General features: G+C 34.3%; 24 protein-coding genes and 2 pseudogenes. 17 read left to right on the top strand and 9 right to left on the bottom strand.

The features are described from left to right. Positions 1-258: 258 nt before the first annotated feature. The 5 genes from NADRNF5_RS06800 (at position 259) to NADRNF5_RS06785 (ending at position 2,115) form a co-directional block, all read left to right on the top strand. Complete coding sequence (locus NADRNF5_RS06800) at positions 259-444, top strand: hypothetical protein (RefSeq protein WP_048119290.1); 186 nt, start codon at positions 259-261, stop codon at positions 442-444. Between the two features lie 64 nt (positions 445-508). After that, complete coding sequence (locus tag NADRNF5_RS06795; protein ID WP_048116437.1) at positions 509-1,156, top strand: nitroreductase family protein; 648 nt, start codon at positions 509-511, stop codon at positions 1,154-1,156. Positions 1,157-1,206: 50 nt separating this feature from the next. Then, positions 1,207-1,440: an Lrp/AsnC ligand binding domain-containing protein gene (locus NADRNF5_RS06790; protein ID WP_048116434.1), complete on the top strand. Its 234-nt coding sequence runs from the start codon at positions 1,207-1,209 to the stop codon at positions 1,438-1,440. 55 nt (positions 1,441-1,495) lie between these two features. Beyond that, complete coding sequence (locus NADRNF5_RS11385; RefSeq protein ID WP_192828303.1) at positions 1,496-1,672, top strand: hypothetical protein; 177 nt, start codon at positions 1,496-1,498, stop codon at positions 1,670-1,672. Between the two features lie 65 nt (positions 1,673-1,737). Continuing rightward, the gene (locus NADRNF5_RS06785; protein ID WP_048116432.1) at positions 1,738-2,115 is read left to right on the top strand and encodes a hypothetical protein; all 378 of its coding nucleotides are present in this window, start codon (positions 1,738-1,740) and stop codon (positions 2,113-2,115) included. A 192-nt stretch (positions 2,116-2,307) separates the two neighbouring features. Here the strand turns inward: NADRNF5_RS06785 and NADRNF5_RS06780 are convergent, their stop codons facing one another. Together NADRNF5_RS06780 and NADRNF5_RS06775 are read right to left on the bottom strand one after the other, a co-directional pair. Continuing rightward, a complete protein-coding gene (locus tag NADRNF5_RS06780; protein WP_048119287.1) occupies positions 2,308-2,637 on the bottom strand; it encodes a hypothetical protein in 330 nt (109 codons plus the stop codon). A gap of 63 nt (positions 2,638-2,700) precedes the next feature. Further along, positions 2,701-3,162 (bottom strand): SRPBCC family protein, encoded by a 462-nt coding sequence (locus tag NADRNF5_RS06775; RefSeq protein WP_048116428.1) that lies wholly within the window; start codon positions 3,160-3,162, stop codon positions 2,701-2,703. A gap of 77 nt (positions 3,163-3,239) precedes the next feature. Here NADRNF5_RS06775 and NADRNF5_RS06770 point away from each other — a divergent pair, with 77 nt between their 5' ends. The 4 genes from NADRNF5_RS06770 to NADRNF5_RS06755 all read left to right on the top strand — a co-directional run bounded on the left by NADRNF5_RS06770 (position 3,240) and on the right by NADRNF5_RS06755 (position 5,684). Continuing rightward, entirely contained in the window at positions 3,240-4,520 is a 1,281-nt protein-coding gene (locus NADRNF5_RS06770; protein ID WP_048116426.1) for a coiled-coil domain-containing protein, read from the top strand. 30 nt (positions 4,521-4,550) lie between these two features. After that, complete coding sequence (locus NADRNF5_RS06765; protein ID WP_048116424.1) at positions 4,551-4,955, top strand: Mov34/MPN/PAD-1 family protein; 405 nt, start codon at positions 4,551-4,553, stop codon at positions 4,953-4,955. Between the two features lie 71 nt (positions 4,956-5,026). Then, on the top strand, positions 5,027-5,353 hold the full coding sequence (locus tag NADRNF5_RS06760; protein ID WP_048116422.1) for a hypothetical protein: 327 nt from the start codon (positions 5,027-5,029) through the stop codon (positions 5,351-5,353). A 13-nt stretch (positions 5,354-5,366) separates the two neighbouring features. Continuing rightward, positions 5,367-5,684 (top strand): hypothetical protein, encoded by a 318-nt coding sequence (locus NADRNF5_RS06755; RefSeq protein ID WP_048116420.1) that lies wholly within the window; start codon positions 5,367-5,369, stop codon positions 5,682-5,684. 5 nt (positions 5,685-5,689) lie between these two features. Here NADRNF5_RS06755 and NADRNF5_RS06750 read toward each other — a convergent pair whose 3' ends face one another. Beyond that, positions 5,690-7,057: an ABC transporter permease gene (locus NADRNF5_RS06750; protein WP_048116418.1), complete on the bottom strand. Its 1,368-nt coding sequence runs from the start codon at positions 7,055-7,057 to the stop codon at positions 5,690-5,692. Then, positions 7,054-8,103 (bottom strand): ABC transporter permease, encoded by a 1,050-nt coding sequence (locus NADRNF5_RS06745; protein WP_048116416.1) that lies wholly within the window; start codon positions 8,101-8,103, stop codon positions 7,054-7,056. The genes NADRNF5_RS06750 and NADRNF5_RS06745 overlap by 4 nt, the downstream gene beginning before the upstream one ends. A gap of 93 nt (positions 8,104-8,196) precedes the next feature. Here NADRNF5_RS06745 and NADRNF5_RS06740 point away from each other — a divergent pair, with 93 nt between their 5' ends. From NADRNF5_RS06740 to NADRNF5_RS06725, 4 genes are all read left to right on the top strand, one after another. Next, positions 8,197-8,538, top strand: a complete 342-nt coding sequence (locus NADRNF5_RS06740; protein ID WP_048116414.1) for a CxxC-x17-CxxC domain-containing protein — start codon at positions 8,197-8,199, stop codon at positions 8,536-8,538. A gap of 79 nt (positions 8,539-8,617) precedes the next feature. Continuing rightward, positions 8,618-8,812, top strand: a complete 195-nt coding sequence (locus NADRNF5_RS06735; RefSeq protein WP_048116412.1) for a YwbE family protein — start codon at positions 8,618-8,620, stop codon at positions 8,810-8,812. Positions 8,813-8,975: 163 nt separating this feature from the next. Further along, complete coding sequence (locus NADRNF5_RS06730) at positions 8,976-9,269, top strand: hypothetical protein (RefSeq protein ID WP_048119284.1); 294 nt, start codon at positions 8,976-8,978, stop codon at positions 9,267-9,269. A gap of 19 nt (positions 9,270-9,288) precedes the next feature. After that, positions 9,289-9,528, top strand: coding sequence for a hypothetical protein (locus NADRNF5_RS06725; RefSeq protein WP_048116410.1), 240 nt, complete (start codon positions 9,289-9,291; stop codon positions 9,526-9,528). A 1-nt stretch (position 9,529) separates the two neighbouring features. On the opposite strand, the gene NADRNF5_RS06720 is transcribed toward NADRNF5_RS06725, so the two are convergent. From NADRNF5_RS06720 to NADRNF5_RS06710, 3 genes are read right to left on the bottom strand one after another with little or no spacing between them, the layout of a single operon-like run. Next, positions 9,530-9,865 (bottom strand): arsenate reductase family protein, encoded by a 336-nt coding sequence (locus NADRNF5_RS06720; protein WP_048116408.1) that lies wholly within the window; start codon positions 9,863-9,865, stop codon positions 9,530-9,532. A 55-nt stretch (positions 9,866-9,920) separates the two neighbouring features. Then, positions 9,921-10,088, bottom strand: a complete 168-nt coding sequence (locus tag NADRNF5_RS06715; RefSeq protein ID WP_192828302.1) for a hypothetical protein — start codon at positions 10,086-10,088, stop codon at positions 9,921-9,923. A 54-nt stretch (positions 10,089-10,142) separates the two neighbouring features. Continuing rightward, a complete protein-coding gene (locus NADRNF5_RS06710; RefSeq protein WP_048119281.1) occupies positions 10,143-11,021 on the bottom strand; it encodes a hypothetical protein in 879 nt (292 codons plus the stop codon). Positions 11,022-11,216: 195 nt separating this feature from the next. Between NADRNF5_RS06710 and NADRNF5_RS06705 the strand changes: the two are divergent. After that, a pseudogene (locus tag NADRNF5_RS06705) lies at positions 11,217-11,875 on the top strand (hypothetical protein). A gap of 182 nt (positions 11,876-12,057) precedes the next feature. On the opposite strand, the pseudogene NADRNF5_RS06700 reads toward NADRNF5_RS06705, so the two are convergent. Beyond that, positions 12,058-12,737: pseudogene (locus NADRNF5_RS06700) on the bottom strand (PAC2 family protein). Positions 12,738-13,101: 364 nt separating this feature from the next. On the opposite strand from NADRNF5_RS06700, the gene NADRNF5_RS06695 reads away from it, so the two are divergent. Beyond that, entirely contained in the window at positions 13,102-14,826 is a 1,725-nt protein-coding gene (locus NADRNF5_RS06695) for a DEAD/DEAH box helicase (protein ID WP_048116406.1), read from the top strand. On the opposite strand, the gene NADRNF5_RS06690 is transcribed toward NADRNF5_RS06695, so the two are convergent. Beyond that, a complete protein-coding gene (locus tag NADRNF5_RS06690) occupies positions 14,827-15,438 on the bottom strand; it encodes a hypothetical protein (protein WP_048116404.1) in 612 nt (203 codons plus the stop codon). An 81-nt stretch (positions 15,439-15,519) separates the two neighbouring features. Between NADRNF5_RS06690 and NADRNF5_RS06685 the strand changes: the two genes are divergently transcribed. Further along, positions 15,520-16,143 carry a superoxide dismutase gene (locus NADRNF5_RS06685; protein ID WP_048119279.1) on the top strand — a complete coding sequence of 208 codons (624 nt, stop codon included), beginning with the start codon at positions 15,520-15,522 and terminating at the stop codon, positions 16,141-16,143. Positions 16,144-16,185: 42 nt separating this feature from the next. Then, entirely contained in the window at positions 16,186-17,496 is a 1,311-nt protein-coding gene (locus NADRNF5_RS06680; RefSeq protein ID WP_048116403.1) for a DUF7482 domain-containing protein, read from the top strand. Positions 17,497-17,591 lie beyond the last annotated feature (95 nt).

The raw sequence follows: 17,591 nt of genomic DNA, 5'->3' as shown, positions 1-17,591 counted from the left end.
CTTATGATGAAACAATGTTTTCAAATCTGGCTGAAGACAATGAATCCATAATTCGAGATCTGCGAGCAGATCTTGCAAAGTCTGATCAGAGTTTTCATGATATGGGAACAAGCGATTTTTTCAGAGTTGATTGAACAACATGAAAAGATGTTGTGGGTGATTAGAGCAACTGCTCCTATATCCTGAGATTCTTTCCAATTATTTTTTTCTAATCTCACTCTTCAAAATGTTTAAAGTCACTTGAATAAACAAGCAATCATGACTAGTGAGACTGAAACAAAAATTCATGAATCAGGAATTTCGACAGCAGAATTAATCTCTCATTTCAGAGAAAAATGCAAAGTATGTGGACATCACAGAATCATGCATAATGATTTGGGTGCCTGTGAGGGAGTAATGAATAAGCCTTGTACTTCTGGCTGTGATAGTTTTGATCCTGAATGAGATCTACAAATCAAATCTTTTCCCTATTCTAATTCTTTAATAAGATATTTTTTGTAATCTAAATGTGGATTCAGAAAAAAAAGAAGAGAAAATTTTCCCTTTAGGATATGAGCCTTCAGATATTCCCGTTTCTGATAATCCAAATGTGAGAAACCAATTACTTGATTTTATTTTGCAATCTGCACCTACCGAAGTTGTAGATACTGATTTGTTTGCTGTAATGGCAAAGAGGCGTTCGACGAGAAAATTCTCAGACAAACCCGTGGAAACTACAAAGATTGACAAAGTTATTGCAGCAGCTGATACTGCACCTACTGCTGGTAACTTTCAGGGATTTGAAATATTCTACGTAAAAAGTCCTGAAAAGAAAAAACTTCTAGTTGAGGCATGTAACAAACAACCCTATGTTAATGCCCCTGTAGTTTTGGTTTTTTGCAAAAATCCTTCAAGAGTAAAATTTGACTTTCCTGATGATATTTTAGCTAAATTTGCAATTCAGGATGCCACATTGGCTGCAGGCTATTCTCAGCTTGCCGCTCAAGCATTAGGATTAAGTTCAATTTGGATTGGGATGTTTGATGAGAAAAAAGTAATGGATATTATTGGAACAGAACATACTCCATCATCTGTTTTGTGTATTGGATATCCTGAGCAAACAAAGTTCCCCAAACCCAGAAGAAATCTCAAAGATCTGGTTCATGTTGTGTGGTAGGACTGCCTAAAATTATTATCTTTAAATAATCATAACTAACTGTTAGATTCATGACTGATGCTTATGTTATGCTAAATTGCGAATTGGGTTCTGAAGAACAAATTATTGAAGAACTAAAACAGATAGAGCAAGTTGTCGATGTCTTTGAAACAATTGGAACTCATGACATGATGGTAAAATTACAAGCTGAGAATTTTGAAAAAGTACGTGAGATTGTTTCATGGAATATCCAAAAGATGAAAAATGTCCGCTCTACTGCAACTTTAATTAAAAAAGATAACTAGTGATTACATCTATTGCTTGAAAATTTAATTAAGATTATGTCTATATGGAGTTCATATGACTGATGAAAAAAATGAGATTGAAAAACTCATTGATAATATGATTACAAGTGGGGATGAATTAGTTGATAATCTAAAGCATGTTCTTCCTGATTCTTTGGCAGAATCTATGGTAATGTTTCACGAGTCAAATGTCTCAAATTTAAAAAAAATCCGTGAGTTTCTAAACAAATAGACACTGAGATAAGATTACTATAATTTCTACTATATCCTTTTTAACGACAAAGTGATATTTTTGCTATGACTAGATCTAGAACTATTACTATTACTGTAAAAAAGAAGACAGGCGATGCATTTGATGCAATTTTACAAGTTCCGCCAAAAATGATGCCTGATGCTAAAATTACCGAAGATGGGTGGTGGTCATTTACTGGCCCTCACGGAAAATCTAAACTCAAATTTAATGAAAACAAGTCATTAGGAATTTTGGACCACCAATATGTCGATGAGGAATCTAAATGGGATGTTCCAATGCGCGTTGTTTCTAATGGTGATTTTTCTGATGTCGTAATTACTCTAAACAAACCTACTGAATTATCTGACTCTCAATTTGATCAAAGAATGGCTGAAATTGGAGATATGGTGCTCTCGATGAAAAATATCATCGAAATGACATAATTCTGTTTTTAAACAAATTTTGAAAAAATATCTCATGACTGCTCAAGTAGAAATCATTCCTTAAGGTTAAATGCAAATTTGGATATATTATTCTGAGAGAAAAATGCCATACGAAGAAGTTTATTTTCAAAGAATGGAAGAAGATAACCCCGAATACTATCAAAAACTAAAATCTAAAAAGAATAACTGATTTTATTTGTCATCTTTTGGGGAATCTTCATTTTGAGTTCCTGGACCCACCATGTCTTCCGGATTTACTTTATTGTCCCAGTCTCCCTTTGCACCTTTAACTAGTGAAATAACACCTGCACCAATGAGGGCAATCACAACAGAAAAGAATACTGTCTGATCAAGAATCTTAAATGAACAATTAATTTCGGCAGGTGGCTTGTCCTCAAAATATTCATAGCATGTGCCAAATTCATCTGATTCCAATGTTGCAGCCTGATAATTTTCACCAAAAATCCCTAAAACCAAAAATCCTGCAAAAGTAAGTCCTATGCCAATTAGGATAAATCTCATATCACTCATAATGTTATTTTCAGATTTATTGTATTTACAGTTTGACCTGACAATTACCTAGTACTATTTTTCAAGCAATGTTTTTAGATTTTCTAATGATGCATCATAAAATGATCCCATAAATGCTAGGAATTGAAGGAATTGATTTTGAGACATTTTTTTACTGTTTAGATAGGATTGCCATGTCAATTCTACACTTTTGCTAGTTTTCGCTTTGATGGAAATTGTTGCAACATATGCTCGTAGTGGTAACCCTTCAGTTGCAACATATGTGAAAGATTCCTTGTCCTTCCAAGCTACAACATGCTCTTCGATCTTGTTTCCATCTGCAAATGTAATTAGTCTAACAGCGCCTATCCCTTTCTTCTTTTTGGAAAGAAAAACTGTCTTTTTTACGTCAACTACCCACGTGGGTAATCCAACAATATTGCTAATTTTTCTCCAAACCTTATCCTTTGAAGCTCTAATTGTGATAGTTTTTTTAACTGAACCTGAATTATATGATTTTTTAACAGTTTTTGCCATGTAATTCTCTCAAATTTGTATGATTTTAAATTTTAGTTGTACAACAATTTTTAATCCCCCGAGTACAATATTATCAAATGGTCTTTGGATGGGGTAAAAAAAAACAGGCTCAAGTGCCAGTAGAAGATACTCCAAAGGATAAAGACATCAGTCTTTCTGATGTACCACAAATCGTAAGTGATCTGACTCAATTAAGAAAATCACAATCTGTTTCTGAAATTAAGATTTTGAGAAATAACACTTCTCCATTAATTGATGAGTTGACAAACATTGGAAAGGTCCTAGAAAAGGATAATCTTAACGTAGATGATATTGATAAGCATCTTGCAATAATTGTTGTAAGAGGTAAAAAGCAAGTAATTGACATTATAAAAAAAGGGGTTACTACAATTCCTGAGATATCGTCAATTGATGATGCTCACAAATTAGACACTACTCTCAATCAAATTTTAAAAAAAGTAGGCGATGTTTTAGGACGACAAACCCGAGTTATCCATATTTTTGCAAAAAAATATGCAGCTCAATTAAAAAATAACCTGGAGGTAATGAACATGAATCATTCTGAAATTCATCAGATTCTAAATAATTTTGAAAAAACGCAATCTGCTGCTGATCAAATTAATTCCCTTCTTGAGCAAATTAAAACACTAAAAGAGACTCGAATCAAAAATGAAAAAAAGATTCAGGAAACCAAAGAAAACACAAATTCACTTGAATCAAAAATCTCATCCATTGAAGATTCTATCAAAGAAATCAAGTCTTCTGAAAATTACAAAAAATATCTTGAATTAAAAAAAACTATAGATGATTTTAGTAAGCAGAGATTAAAAATTAAAAATGAAATTGATACTCAATTTACAAAAATCTCTCGTCCTTTGAGTAGATATGAATATGCTTCGTCATTAGATAAAGAGCAACAAAGTATTTTGTCTCAATTAAATGCTGATCCGTTTAAAGCTCTTATTCGAAAAAATAAGGATGCTGTTATTGTGATTTTAGAAAACGTTAGAAAAGCAGTATCTTCTGAATCCATATCTGTCAAAGATGTTGGCAAGACTCTGTCTCAAATTACTGAAACAGAAGACGCCCTTGATGGATTTTTAAAACAGGTTGAAGAATATTATGAAAAATTTGAATCCATGCAAAATGATTTAAAGTCTCTAAAACCCAAAGACCTAGTTTCTTTTGAGCATGATCTGGAAAAAAATATCTCATCAAAGGAAGATGCCTCACATAGATTGGATATGGCTGAAAATGATATCCGAGAAATTGATACCAAGATACCTCAACTAATTCGCCAAATTGAAGAAAAACTCAAGCAATTTTCAAACACGAGATATGTCATTAATTCATCTTAAATTAAATTAGTTTGAAACTGGTGAATTTTTGTGCTTTTTAAAAAGAAAAAATTTGAACGTCAGGTTTTGATACAAAAAGATGTACTTGATAGCATTCTTTCTTTTTGCCAAATGAAGCATCCAAATGAAGGCATCCTAATACTAAAGGGAAAATCAAAAAATGGTGAAATAACTATTAATGGATTGGTGATTCCACCCTTTAGCGAAACTGGTCCTACCTTTGCAGGATTCCCACATTCCTTTTTGCCTTTTGATATGAGCTATATTGGAATTGTACATTCACATCCTAGTGGTTCTGCGGAGCCGTCAGTAACTGATTTGCATAATTTTTTTGGCTTGATTTCACTAATTGTGAAATCTCCTTATGATGATGATTCAATTTTCGCGTGGGATAGTAGTGGGAATAGTGTGCCCTTGTCAATTATCTCAAAATGAAAAAATCCTGTGGAGTAAACTGAAAATAACTGACAAAACTTTATAACCTTTTTCAAGGTACTTTTATTCATATGTTTAATTACAAAACTTATTTGCTTTTCCTAGGTGCATCCTTAGCTATTAGTATTGGATTACAAATGATTCTGCCATTTCCATTTGGTTTGGCAGCAGCACTTGGAATATTTATCGTATTTCCATTATTTCTAAGAAAACGATACATGAGTCGTATGCGCGGCTATGGTGGTAGTGATTCTGGAACTGGCGGAGGCGGATTCTTCGGAATGGGTTCCCAAGGCGGTTCTAGTGGCGTAAAGTATGTGTGTCTTGTTTGCAACAACAAACACAAAGGTGGAACTTGTCCAAGATGTGGTTCCAAGATGCAACGCGCTGATTTTTGATGGTTATAGGAATATGGCACTAGAGGAATTAAGAAAAAAAGTTCTATACCAAAACTCTATTGAAATATGGATTGGTACAAGTAAAGAAAAAAACATAGATTGGGTTAACACTGATAATTACCAAAAATTCATTGCGTTTCTTTTAAAAAATGATATCAACATGAAAAAAATGCCCATTTGCTTTGACGAGTCAGACAAAGCATCTGAAGGAGGTCACAGCAAAAAAGTATTTGCCAACAAGTTAGCAGCAATCAATGATGACAACTCCTCTTGCTATTCGATAAAATTGAATGATGCAAATATTGAATTGATTCGAAAATTTGAACTCTGATTTTATTATCTTTTCAACTTTGGATTAACTATTGCATCTAGCGCATTTCCGATGAATACAAATGCTAGCCCTGTTATTGCAATCATGACCCCTGGAGGCATAATCCACCACCATAATCCTCTTGCAGCAGCACCAAATGTATTGGCATCATGCAAAATTTGACCCCATGTTGGAAATGAAGGATCTCCTAAACCTAGAAAACTCAATCCAGCTTCTGTGGTAATAGCAGCTGGGACTGAAATTGCAATGCTTGCAAAAGCATATGGAAGTAATTGTGGCAAAATATGTTTTAAAATTATTTTCGAGTCCTTTTGACCCATCATGTTTGCTGCATCCACATACCCTCTAGTCTTAATCTGAAGTGACATGCTCCTTGCAACCTTTGCAATTCCCACCCATCCAAATATCATCAAAAACCCTATCATCAAAAATATGCTATTACTAATTGTGACTGATAAAATAATTAGGAATGGTAGAGCTGGCAGTGCATAAATCACATCGTTGAATCTCATCATGGTTTCATCCGTCTTTTTACCTTTGAATCCTGCATAGACTCCGTACAATAAGCCCATCACTACAGATGCAATTGAAACAACTATCCCGATGAATAGAGCAAGTGGAGTTCCCCAGAGTAGTCCTACAGCTAAATCTCTTCGCAATTCATCAGTTCCCATTATTCCAAAAGCTTTCCCTCCGATGATTAGTTTTGATTCATGGATCTGGTTTTCAGAATTCACACCATACAAATCTACAGAAAAAACATAGTTTCCCTTTAAGGGTTCATTTGATTGAATTTTTGAAAATACAATATCTTCAGCTGACAATCGTTCAAGGGGGAATTGAAATTTCTCTGATTGCAGAACCAAGTTTTTCTTTATAGCTGAATCTGTGGAAAAGATTCTTTCACTATGAATTGTTTTTGAAGTAGAATGTGGAAGTGATGTTGATAATAATTCAAGTTTTTCTCCATCTGGTCTAATCACTGACATTTTCAATAGGGGGGATCCTGAATACTCTGATGAAAATACATAGATGAAATCGTTAGGGAAATAATCATAATCAAAATTTAAGCCAAACTGATGTGATGTAAGGGATATCTCATCTTGCAAAATATTTTGAATATTTGGATCTTCTAAAATTTTATGCTCAGGAATTTTCTCAACCATGAATAGATTTATCCAAATTGGAATTGCTACTTTTGGATATAGAATCCAACTCCCTGGGTTATTCCATTCCTGAAATGTCTCAATTGGAATTACAATCATTGCAATAATTGATGTGACTATCAATATCGTGAGAATTGTAATGCCTGCAATCCCCATCTTACTCTTTAGAAATTCTCGCTTTATTTCCTGAGGTGTAATGCCGCTCATTGCCCTGTTCTCACTCTGGGATCAAAATAACCATAAAGCAAATCTGCAATGAATATGCTGATCAAAAAGAATACTGTGAGTAAATATGTCGCACCAATGATTACTGGAAGATCCATAACTGTAATTGCCTCAAAATACAATCTTCCCATCCCTGGCCAATCAAATACTGCTTCTGTAATTATTGCGCCTCCAAGAGAACCTGATAAGCTAAGTGCCAATATTGTAACGATCGGCGGTGCTGCATTTTTTAGGGCATGTGTGTATATGATTTTTTTCTGCGAAATCCCTATTGTTTTTTTCGCCATGATGAAATCTTCTTGCATAATTCCTACCATGAAATTTCTTACCAAATAAGCCCAAGATCCGAAACCAATCATTACAATTGTGATTAACGGTAAAGCCATATGATATAGCAAAGAGCCAATGTATCCCGGATCTGAAGATGGGATGTCTGGTGTTGCTCTTGCAGGAAATATCTGATATGTGAATGCAAACAAGAATATCATCAGCATACCAATCCACCAAACAGGAAAACTAGAGCTAATTATTGCAAAACTGGACGTTATTCTATCGATTACCGAACCTACTTTACTACTTGATAGAGCGCCTAGGAAGATTCCGATGATTGAGATAATTATTGTTGCAGTAGTAAAAAGTAAAACTGTTCTTGGAAGCTTCTCAAAAAGTATGTCTTTAACATTTGATGAACCCTCATCACTTGTTAGAAATGTGGCATGACCAAAATCCAGCAGTAGTATCTTGTACATTGTTATTCCTATGCGTTGAGGTGAATACCATGGCTCATCCAGTCCTAGAATCTTTGTTCTTTGGTCTATTTGGGCTTGAACAAATGCCTCAAACTCGTCTACAGATGAAAAACTCTCTGCAATGGCTGGATTTTCTGTAATTTCCGCTCTGACCTGAAAAACTATTCCTTGCTTTAGTATGGTATCCATATTGGAGCCTACAAGAGAAATTGTAATCAACAAAGTGATCATCAAAACACCAAACATCGTAGCCATTCTTGTGGCCACGTATCTTTTCATACTCACTATTTTCAAGGAAGAGAATTAGTTTATAACATTAGATGTTTTTCCCACAGTTTAATTACGGCAGAAATGTATCTCAATTAGAAAGACATGTCCTTTGATAGAGAAAGAGAAATGTTCACCGCAACATGCGGTGACTGTGGAAATGAATGTCAAGTTCCATTCAAACCAAAAGACGACAGACCTGTTTATTGCAGAGAATGTTTCCAAAATCACAAACCAGCACCAAGATCTGGTGGAAGATTTGGCGGTAGATCCGGCGGTTATGGTGGTGACAGAGGTTCTAGATTTGGTAGAAGAGATGATAGACCACGAGAAATGTTTGACGCAAAATGCGGTGACTGTGGAAATGATTGTCAAATACCATTCAAACCAAAAGACGACAGACCTGTTTATTGCAGAGAATGTTTCCAAAATCACAAACAAAATTAAAAATCGTTTTGAGTAATTTTCAAAACTCCTTTATTTTCTAATACAAAGATTTAGAGTCTTCATATTCTGATATTTTTTATTGGTAGATATTCCTCCACGAAACAAAATATCTGTTGGCACTTCAGTTCAGATAATTCTCAAAAAAGATCAGAGAACAGGAAATCTAACTAATGGAACTGTAAAGAGGATTCTAACTTCGAGTAATTTTCATCCACATGGGATTAAAGTTGAATTAAGTGATGGGCAGATTGGACGAGTTCAGAAAATCATTTGATGAAACACTGACGAGAGAGAAACGAATTCTAGGCGCTAATCAAGGCAGAAAAGCAGTCTCTCGTCTTGTATAGTTACGTCTTCATTTGATATAAGCATTTTATGAACATATGAGAAATTTACGGTTTTTAAAATATTATAATTTAGTTTGTTACATTCTTTTTGTGGTTAAAAAAAAGACATTTGATCCTGATAAACTTGTTTTAACAAAACCTGAGATTTTAGAATTTTGTGACAGAGTGCTAAAAAAATGGGATAAGAAACCAGTAAAGAACAGAAACAATATTCTTGCAATGAATGCTGTAAAAACTAGTATAATTTGGACTGATGATGAGTCCCTCAAAGCAATTTGGAGTGAGATTTTGGCATGGACATTTGAACTTCTATATGAGAATGCAATGTCTCAGGATGATTTAGAATGGGCAAACGTGATGAAAAAATTAAAGAATAAAAGATGACCGTTACTTTAGAAATGTTATGAGTGCAAATACTATCAAAAAAGCAAAAAAACTAGTTGAAAGCGGTGGTGTTGTTAAAATTGATGATGATTTGTTTCAGGTAAAATCCTCATCAGATCCTGACAAATCATACTTTGTTACATCTGATACCTGCGAATGCCCTGGATTCAAAAATTTCTATAAATTTCATCATGGAAAAGGACTAAAGGCCAATTGCTCTCATTTAGAAGCGATAAGAATATTCAAAAAAGAATCTTGAATTATTTTAGATTTTTTGAATCAAACTTTCCCACAAATGCCTTGTTCCCAGAAATCACTATGGGACGCATAATCAGTCCTGGATATTTTACCATCAGTTTGATAATTTGAGAATCTGTTTTTTTGCTATTTCCTAAATCTAACTCTTTGAACATTTTGTCTCGTTTTCTGAGAAATTCTGAGGGTGTTTTTCCTGACATTTTGATGATTTTTTTCAATTCTGCCTCTGATAGTGGGTCTTTGAAAAAGTCTCTTTTTTCAATATCTGTCTTCATCCTTTGAATCTCTGTAATTGCTTTTTTGCAGGTAATGCATGTAGGCTTGTGTAAAATTTTCAATCTGTCTTTTGTATTTACTGTGGATTAAAAATTGTTTAGAAAAAGGAAAATGCTGTTATGCACAGCAGATGGTTTTTTTGAACTCTTCGGAATTTCTCTCAAAGTTACACTCTTTGCATACTTGCCAACTTCTTTTCTTGAGAATGGTAAATGATGATTCATAACTAACCGAATACATTTTTCCGCCACATGTTGGACAAGATAATGGGATATCTATTTTCATCAAATTTTATTGTGTAATTTTGAATATAAGGTCCGCGTAGAAGTTATCAATCGTTCATTGGTTTTCTGAATTCTCTTCTGTTGGTTCTTCTTCTGATTCTTCTTCTAATTCTTGTTCAACCTTTTCTTGATTGAACTCTTCTAGAATTTCTTTTGGTATGGATATTCTATCGAGATATGCTTGTCTTGCATCTTCATATGTTCCCCCATTTGCTAGAATCTCATCTCTGATTTTTTGAGCTTCCTCAAAATTATTCTTTGTAAAGTTGAGTTGGCTAATTACTAGATCTTTGATTTCTGGATTTAAGCTATCAATGTAATCATTGTATTGAATTCCCCCGTATGTACCTGCACCTGGTTTGAACTCATCAATTGCTTGATTCCTTAGATTTTCGGCAATCAATCTTTGCTGCTCTATGAAAATTTTATCTTCTGAAGGTTTTAGGGCAATCTTTTGTTCTGAGATTAATTCGTCTAACAATTTATGATAATATTTGAATAATGTCTGTCCAATTGGGTTTTTGACAAAGTCGCTTTCATTTGAGCTTAGATATTTTCTAGCTTCATCTGTGGATAATTTTTCTTGTAGCATTGACACTTGAGATACTTCTCCCTTTACTTGAAATTCTGTAGTTGATAATCCTGTCATGCCATACCATGAGCCAATGACGTTGACAATGTAAGTTCCAGGTATCCTCTCAAAGTTTTTAATTTCTCCTTTAAACACTCCCCATGGATCAGTGAATGCTTTTGTAGTGTAAGATCCTGCCTTGATGAAAACCTCTGCACCTCTAATTGGCTTGTATGCTTGGTCTACAACCTTGCCTGTGATAATAACTGAATCTCCTGAATAAATTGCCCCTTTTTCCGCATTAACCTCAATTACTAATTCCCATAACTCTGCTTGAGCAGTAGATACAACTGAGAACACCATCAAAAATGAAAATAATCCGATAATTGCGAGCCTGTTATTGTACACGTCACACTCTTTGGATTTTACTTGTTAAGACGATGTATGAATAAAAATTAGCCATTTTTTAATTTTATTTGAGTAATTTTGACTCTTTTTTGGACTATAATTTTGATTTCCAGCTACTCTTAAACTAGCAGATTTATCATATCTTCAATCATGGACTTGGTAAAATTTCAAAACGATGTTAATCAAATGACTGAAAAATTATCCACTGGCCTAAAAGAAAAGGACGTCTGCCGGCTTAACAATGTCTGCAAACAATTGACTGAAATGTATCAAAAAAATTTGGTAAAAATCAATCATTCTATTTTGGAATTAATCTGTGCAAGTAATTTGATTTCTAGAGGATATTCTGTTAAAGTTGAAAAAGACGTTTCAGATATTTTGGTATGTGACATTTTTGCTAAAAAAGGCGATGGGGATACCATCATTGAAATTGAGACAGGATTTACACCTCCTGATCATGCTATGGACACTATAGATTATTTTGCTGCAAGAATAATTAGTAAAATTGCACGATACAGCCAACACTGCTCAAAATTTTCATTGGCTACCCCTGCTGTTGGAATTTTGCCTATTTCAAAAATCTTCATGCTGCCTCCAAATGCACGAAATGAAAAAGATGTAAAAAAGTTCAAGAATTGTGTGATCGATATTACAAAAACCCCCCTATAAATACGACGATATTCTAAATGCCCATCTTCATTCTATTTATCTGATAAATATAGACAAAGGCTTTGCAAAAAGAAGTTGATCCACAGGGGTATGTTGAGCTGACTGAAAGTCTTCTTAAACGAAGTGAAGTAGAATACTAGGCTATAGAAAAAATTCAAATTCATCTATATTTTATGATCAGTAGGATGATTTGTGCTGCATGTGAGACAAGGAAGCATTTTGAATGCATTGATTGTATGAATAATCATAAAACACATCTATGCAGTTGTGATTGCCATGATGAAAATACTGAACCCCATCCAGTTGGAAGTTCCCACTGATTTTAATTTTTGAATTTTCTTTCGATCTCTTGAGCCATTATTTCTAATTGGCTAGTATCCCCCAATTTCCTATATGTCAATTTTTCAATAGTTTTAATGATACTTATCGCTGCTCTGTATTGTGGAATTTCAGGCTCATTTAGTTCCCCATACATGCCAATTCCGTGAATTTTATTTTTTTTGCAAATCCCAAAATCAATCCGTTAAATCCTGTGATTATGGATTTTTGAGGAGTCGTGTTGACGTCTAGGGTTTCCATCTGTTTTGTTAACTCTGTTGATGTTGTAGTGATGTATGTTTTTGGATTGTTGTTTAGTGGTATGTTAGTATGGAATCCTCCTAACGTGTAAATGAATTTTGCAGAATATTTTTGTGCAATATCCATTACATCTTGACACAATGCATTTAATTCACTATTGCTTTGTGGCTGACCCTTTCCGCCTCCAAATATGATTAAATCATCTGTGTATTTGTATTCCCAACTTTCATCAGGGAGATCAATGTATCCTCCATTATCAACTACATATGTTGGATATGGTGTTTTTGCAGTTCTGAATGTTTTTGTTCTTAATGATTCATTGATGAAATTCACTACAATGCTTCCTACATTACCCATGTCTTGCATTGCAGCTATGATGATTGGTTTCTCAACATTTGGTTCTTCGTTTTGAATAAACTCCACATTGACTCTGAAATTTAATGAATTTTAAAGATATGTTATAATCCGTTGATAGGAATATGGTGTTCTGTGATTTTCTGTAAAATTAAAGCCATTCTATTTGCCCAAGTTTTTTTGATGGAATCGCATTTGTCAAACTTTTAAACATTATTGGAATTCTAATTTGTTTTTTTCATAAGATTTGATTTTGCGAACAATCCTTCTTTTCATTACGATGATCCATTTTCTGAGCCTGGGAGTTGAACGAGTTTTTCCATAATGGTAAACATGCATCTTATTTTAACTCTTTTAGATCACGGTTCTTTTTTTCGGTGATCGTGAAAAATATCAAGATTCATAAGGCAAAAAAACTTTCTATCGACAAATTATGGAAACATCCATGGAAAACATTGGGACATTAGAGTATGTTCTTGACAAATATTCTAAAATCTGGTGTTGGAAAATCACAGGTGATCGTGCCGTAAATATGATTTCAAGGCTAGTTCCTGAAGCATGGTATGGAGAAAATGTTAATGAAGTAATCATTACGGATAACACGGAAAACGTAAAACAACTAAAACTCATTATGGATAGATACCCTTTAGAAATTTTATCAAAAACCATTTGGCAACGAAAAATTGTTAAAACTTATGCTCCAAAACCTACCTTACCTCCAATAAAACACAAACTCAAGAAAGCAAAAGCAGGAGAACAATTTCGTGGAAAACTATTGAATTTTCAAAAGGAGGGTCTGGATTTCTTACTGAAATCATCTGGTAATGCATTGTTAGCTGATGAGATGGGCTTGGGGAAAACCGTTCAAACCTTGTCATATGTCTCAACTGAAAAACAAACTTTTCCTATTCTTGTTGTTGCACCACTAGTTACATTAAACAATTGGGAAAGAGAAATTGAAAAATTCCTAAAGAAAAAGAGCAGAAATGGTAGGATTTTAGATTCAGAATCCCCCAGTGTCACAATTATACGAACTGGGAAATCTCGAGAATTACCACAAACTGATATTTACATTATTAATTATGAATTACTCTTAAAGAGATCTGAGGATTTGATGAAGGTGGGTCTTCGTACAATAGTTTGTGATGAAGTCCACAATCTGAGGTCAAAGACTACTCAAAAATACAAAGCAGTAAAAAAACTTGCAGCACTTCCATCAATCTTGTATAGAATTGGATTGTCTGGTACTCCCATTTACAATCGAGGTTCTGAAATCTGGCCTATTATTGATATTATCAAACCGGGACTACTTGGAAGCTTTAAAGAATTCTGTGAATACTTTTGTTATGTTAATGAAAAAGGAAAAGCAATTGTTTTGGAGAATAAACGTGCATCTCTTAGAAACGAATTACAAAAACATGTGATGCTAAGGCGAAAGAAATCCGATGTACTAAAAGAGCTAAAAGATAAGGTGCGTTACAAAGAAGTAATTGCAGCTGATACTGATTACTATCTTGAAGAGCTTGATAAAATCTGGAAAAAGCTTGAGGAGGAACAAAAAGTTGCAGAAAATGAATTTTCAAAATCCGCTTCTTACCATAGAGCAATTCAAAGTGAAAGGCAGATTGCAGGTCTTGCAAAACTTCCACACGTAATTAATTTTGTTAAAAACATCATGGAGATTGAAGAAAGTGTTGTGGTGTTTTGCCATCACAAAGTAATTCATAAACTTCTAAATGAGAGTCTCGAGGAGTTTTCTCCTGTTTCAATAATTGGCGGACAATCTGATTCCTTTAGGCAAGATCAAATTGATAAATTCCAAAAAGGGGAATCCAAACTTATGATTGCAGGTATCCGTGCTGGAAATGTGGGAATTAATTTGACTAGAGCAAAATACGTGATTTTTGCCGAGCTTGATTGGAGTCCTGCAATCCATAGACAGGCAGAAGATAGACTTCATAGAATTGGTCAAAAAAATACTGTCTTTGCATATTATTTGATAGGTGCGGGGACACTTGATGATCATGTGGCCAATATTCTGGTTGATAAGAGTTATGAGATTGATGAAATTATGGATGAGTCAACTGACAATTATGAAAATAAGGATAAGGCAGAATTAATCTTGGCACAAATTCAAGATAAAATAAATTCCAAATAATTACACATTTAATTTATTTTTTAATTTTGAAAGTTTTTCATCAATACTGTTTTTTTCAGATTGCTCTAATTTAGAATTCTGTGTGATTACTAGAATTTCATCAATTAATCTAGTGATCTCTAACTCTGGAGTTGGACCTGAAAATTCTGTCTTTTCAAAACCCTTTTGTTCTGTCTCATCAATCTCTTCAATTCCCTCCGGAAGTATTTCATAAATTTTAACTATTTTTTCTTCTTGTCTTTGTGGAGACATTAACACAAATTGATTTTTCCTTAATTTTTCCAAATTCTCTAGGATTTCATCTTCAGATATTCTGAGAATCTCAATTATCTGTTTTAGACTACATGATTTGATTTGAAGTAGGCGTAAAATTTTTGCCCATGTTGGAATATTCCCCCAAAGAATTTCTTTTGCAATGTCTGTTATAGAAAAGGAGCCATTATTATTTAGCGAAATAAATTTCCTATCTTTGAGTGATGCTAATGAATCTAGAATTTTTCCAACACCTAATCTCTTTAATTCTGAATTCTCAAGATTGTTCTCATTAAAGGTTCCATTTACACTCATAGCTAAATCTAAAATTTCCAAATCAATTGTGCCAAGCCTTCTCATGATATTTTATTCCTATCTGAATTAATCATCATTACCTATTTTTGTCTTGAAGAATATATGTGGATGACCGAAATTTGTTCTGTGGTTAGATACGAACTTCCGAGATTGCCCTATGGATATGATGAACTAGAACCATTCATTGATACAGCAACAATGAAAATTCATCATCAAAAACATCATCAAGCATATGTTGATGGGTTAAACAAATCCCTGGCAGAAATTGGCGGTACATCCCATCCAAAGTATATTTCATCAATTCTGTCTGAGATTACGTCTATACCTGAATCTGGAAGAAGTTCAATCAATTTTTTTGGTGGTGGATTTGAAAACCATAGATTGTTTTGGGAAACAATGACTCCTGATAGTGAAGGAAGACCTAGCGGAAAAATAGATGGGGCAATAGATGTGTATTTTGATGGCTTTGATAATTTCAAAAAAATATTTTCAGAAAAAGCCCTTTCAATTCAGGGCAGTGGTTGGTGTTGGTTGGTCTTTAATCAGACATATAATAAAATTGAAATCATCACTACTCAAAACCAAGATAGTCCTTGGGTTGTTCAAAAAACACCTTTGTTGGGATTGGATGTTTGGGAGCATGCATATTATTTGAAATATCAAAATAAAAGAGCAGATTATGTGAATGCATGGTGGAATGTTGTTAACTGGGATTATGTTGGAAATAGATTTTCTGAACTCCCTGTATGATTTGGATAAATTCTTTTAAAGAAAAAATCTTCTTTTCAAACCATGAACAAGAGTCTAAGATACATTGCATTGCTTGCAATTTTACCCTTGTTTGCAACAGGTTTGGGAACTGATTATTTCACAGATGCCGATGCCCTCAAAAGCAAAGGAACTAAAACCTCTCAATATGGTTCTAGTACTGGTATTTGTGGATTAGACCTATGCTCTAATTATCCCGGTGGTAAAGCTGCTTGGGAATCTGATCAAGGCAGTAAAACCACTCCTGTAGCTCCAGTTGAAAAACCCGTGATGGAAAAAGATCATTCTATGATGAAAGACAACATGATGGAAAAAGATCATTCTATGATGAAAGACAACATGATGGAAAAGAAAACTGAAGCTAACTTGGGTTCTGAACTTAGATTATCTAGAACTAACGTTCCAGCAACAATCCCTATGCACCATGGATACTACAACGGTGAAAATGTTTACTTTATCATCACCGATTCAAGTGATCCTACTCATGCAGAAATCATTACAAAAAATCAAGGTTGGAAAGTAGAACTTGCACCACTATTGAAGAACGCTCCTAAAGAAGCACTTTCAAAAACCTACATGTTCACTAACGGAATAGAGGGTAATGGCGTACATGGTTTTCAAGGTGAAGTTTTCACAAGCACTCCTGCACAAACAGATGTGTACAGTGCCTTAACATCACATGTACATGTAACATGGAATGATGGTGTAACACCAAGAGTACTTGATTCAGATGCAATGATTATGGAAGCAGCTGATAACGAAGAAATTACATTAACTCCAGTTAATGTGGTTTTGAATATGCCACAAATTGTATGGCCTGAAGGTCAGATGATGGTTAAAGAAGACAAAACTTTGACCGATGAAACTCCTTATGGTGGTGGCCAAGTTCTTGATATCGATACAGAAGAGATGACAGTAACTTTCATAGCTCATCGTGGATGGGGTCCTGACGGTAGAACAATCTATTACATTGTAACAGATGCTACTCCTAGTGGTCCTGCCGGAATGATGGGTGTTGTAAGTTCACCAACATCTGCAAGCTTGATTGCAAATTCAGCAGCAGTAGACTTGTATCAATTCAAAAATGGTCTGACTGGTACTGGCCCATTAGGATTCCAGCCTGGAATTGCAGCGGGTGCCCCTGGCGATGCAAACTATTCTCCGATGTGGAGGATCTTTATGATTGGCTGGGAAGATGATGCAAATGCACAGCTATTGGAAACCATTGATGATATGAACGCGTACGAGGAAGCTGGCTTGATCAACATTGGTATTGCACGTCCAATGGATAGTGATCACATAGTTAACTGTCCATTTATCGATCCATTCCAATAGGATCTCTTTTTTTATTTTTAAATTCTTTACATTTGTTTATTATTACTGCTTTTTTTTAACATCTTTTCAGAGAATCAACTACTTGATTTATCTTT

The sequence above is a fragment of the Nitrosopumilus adriaticus genome (assembly GCF_000956175.1).
GTDB lineage: Archaea > Thermoproteota > Nitrososphaeria > Nitrososphaerales > Nitrosopumilaceae > Nitrosopumilus > Nitrosopumilus adriaticus.
This window is presented reverse-complemented; position numbering and strand designations above follow the sequence as displayed.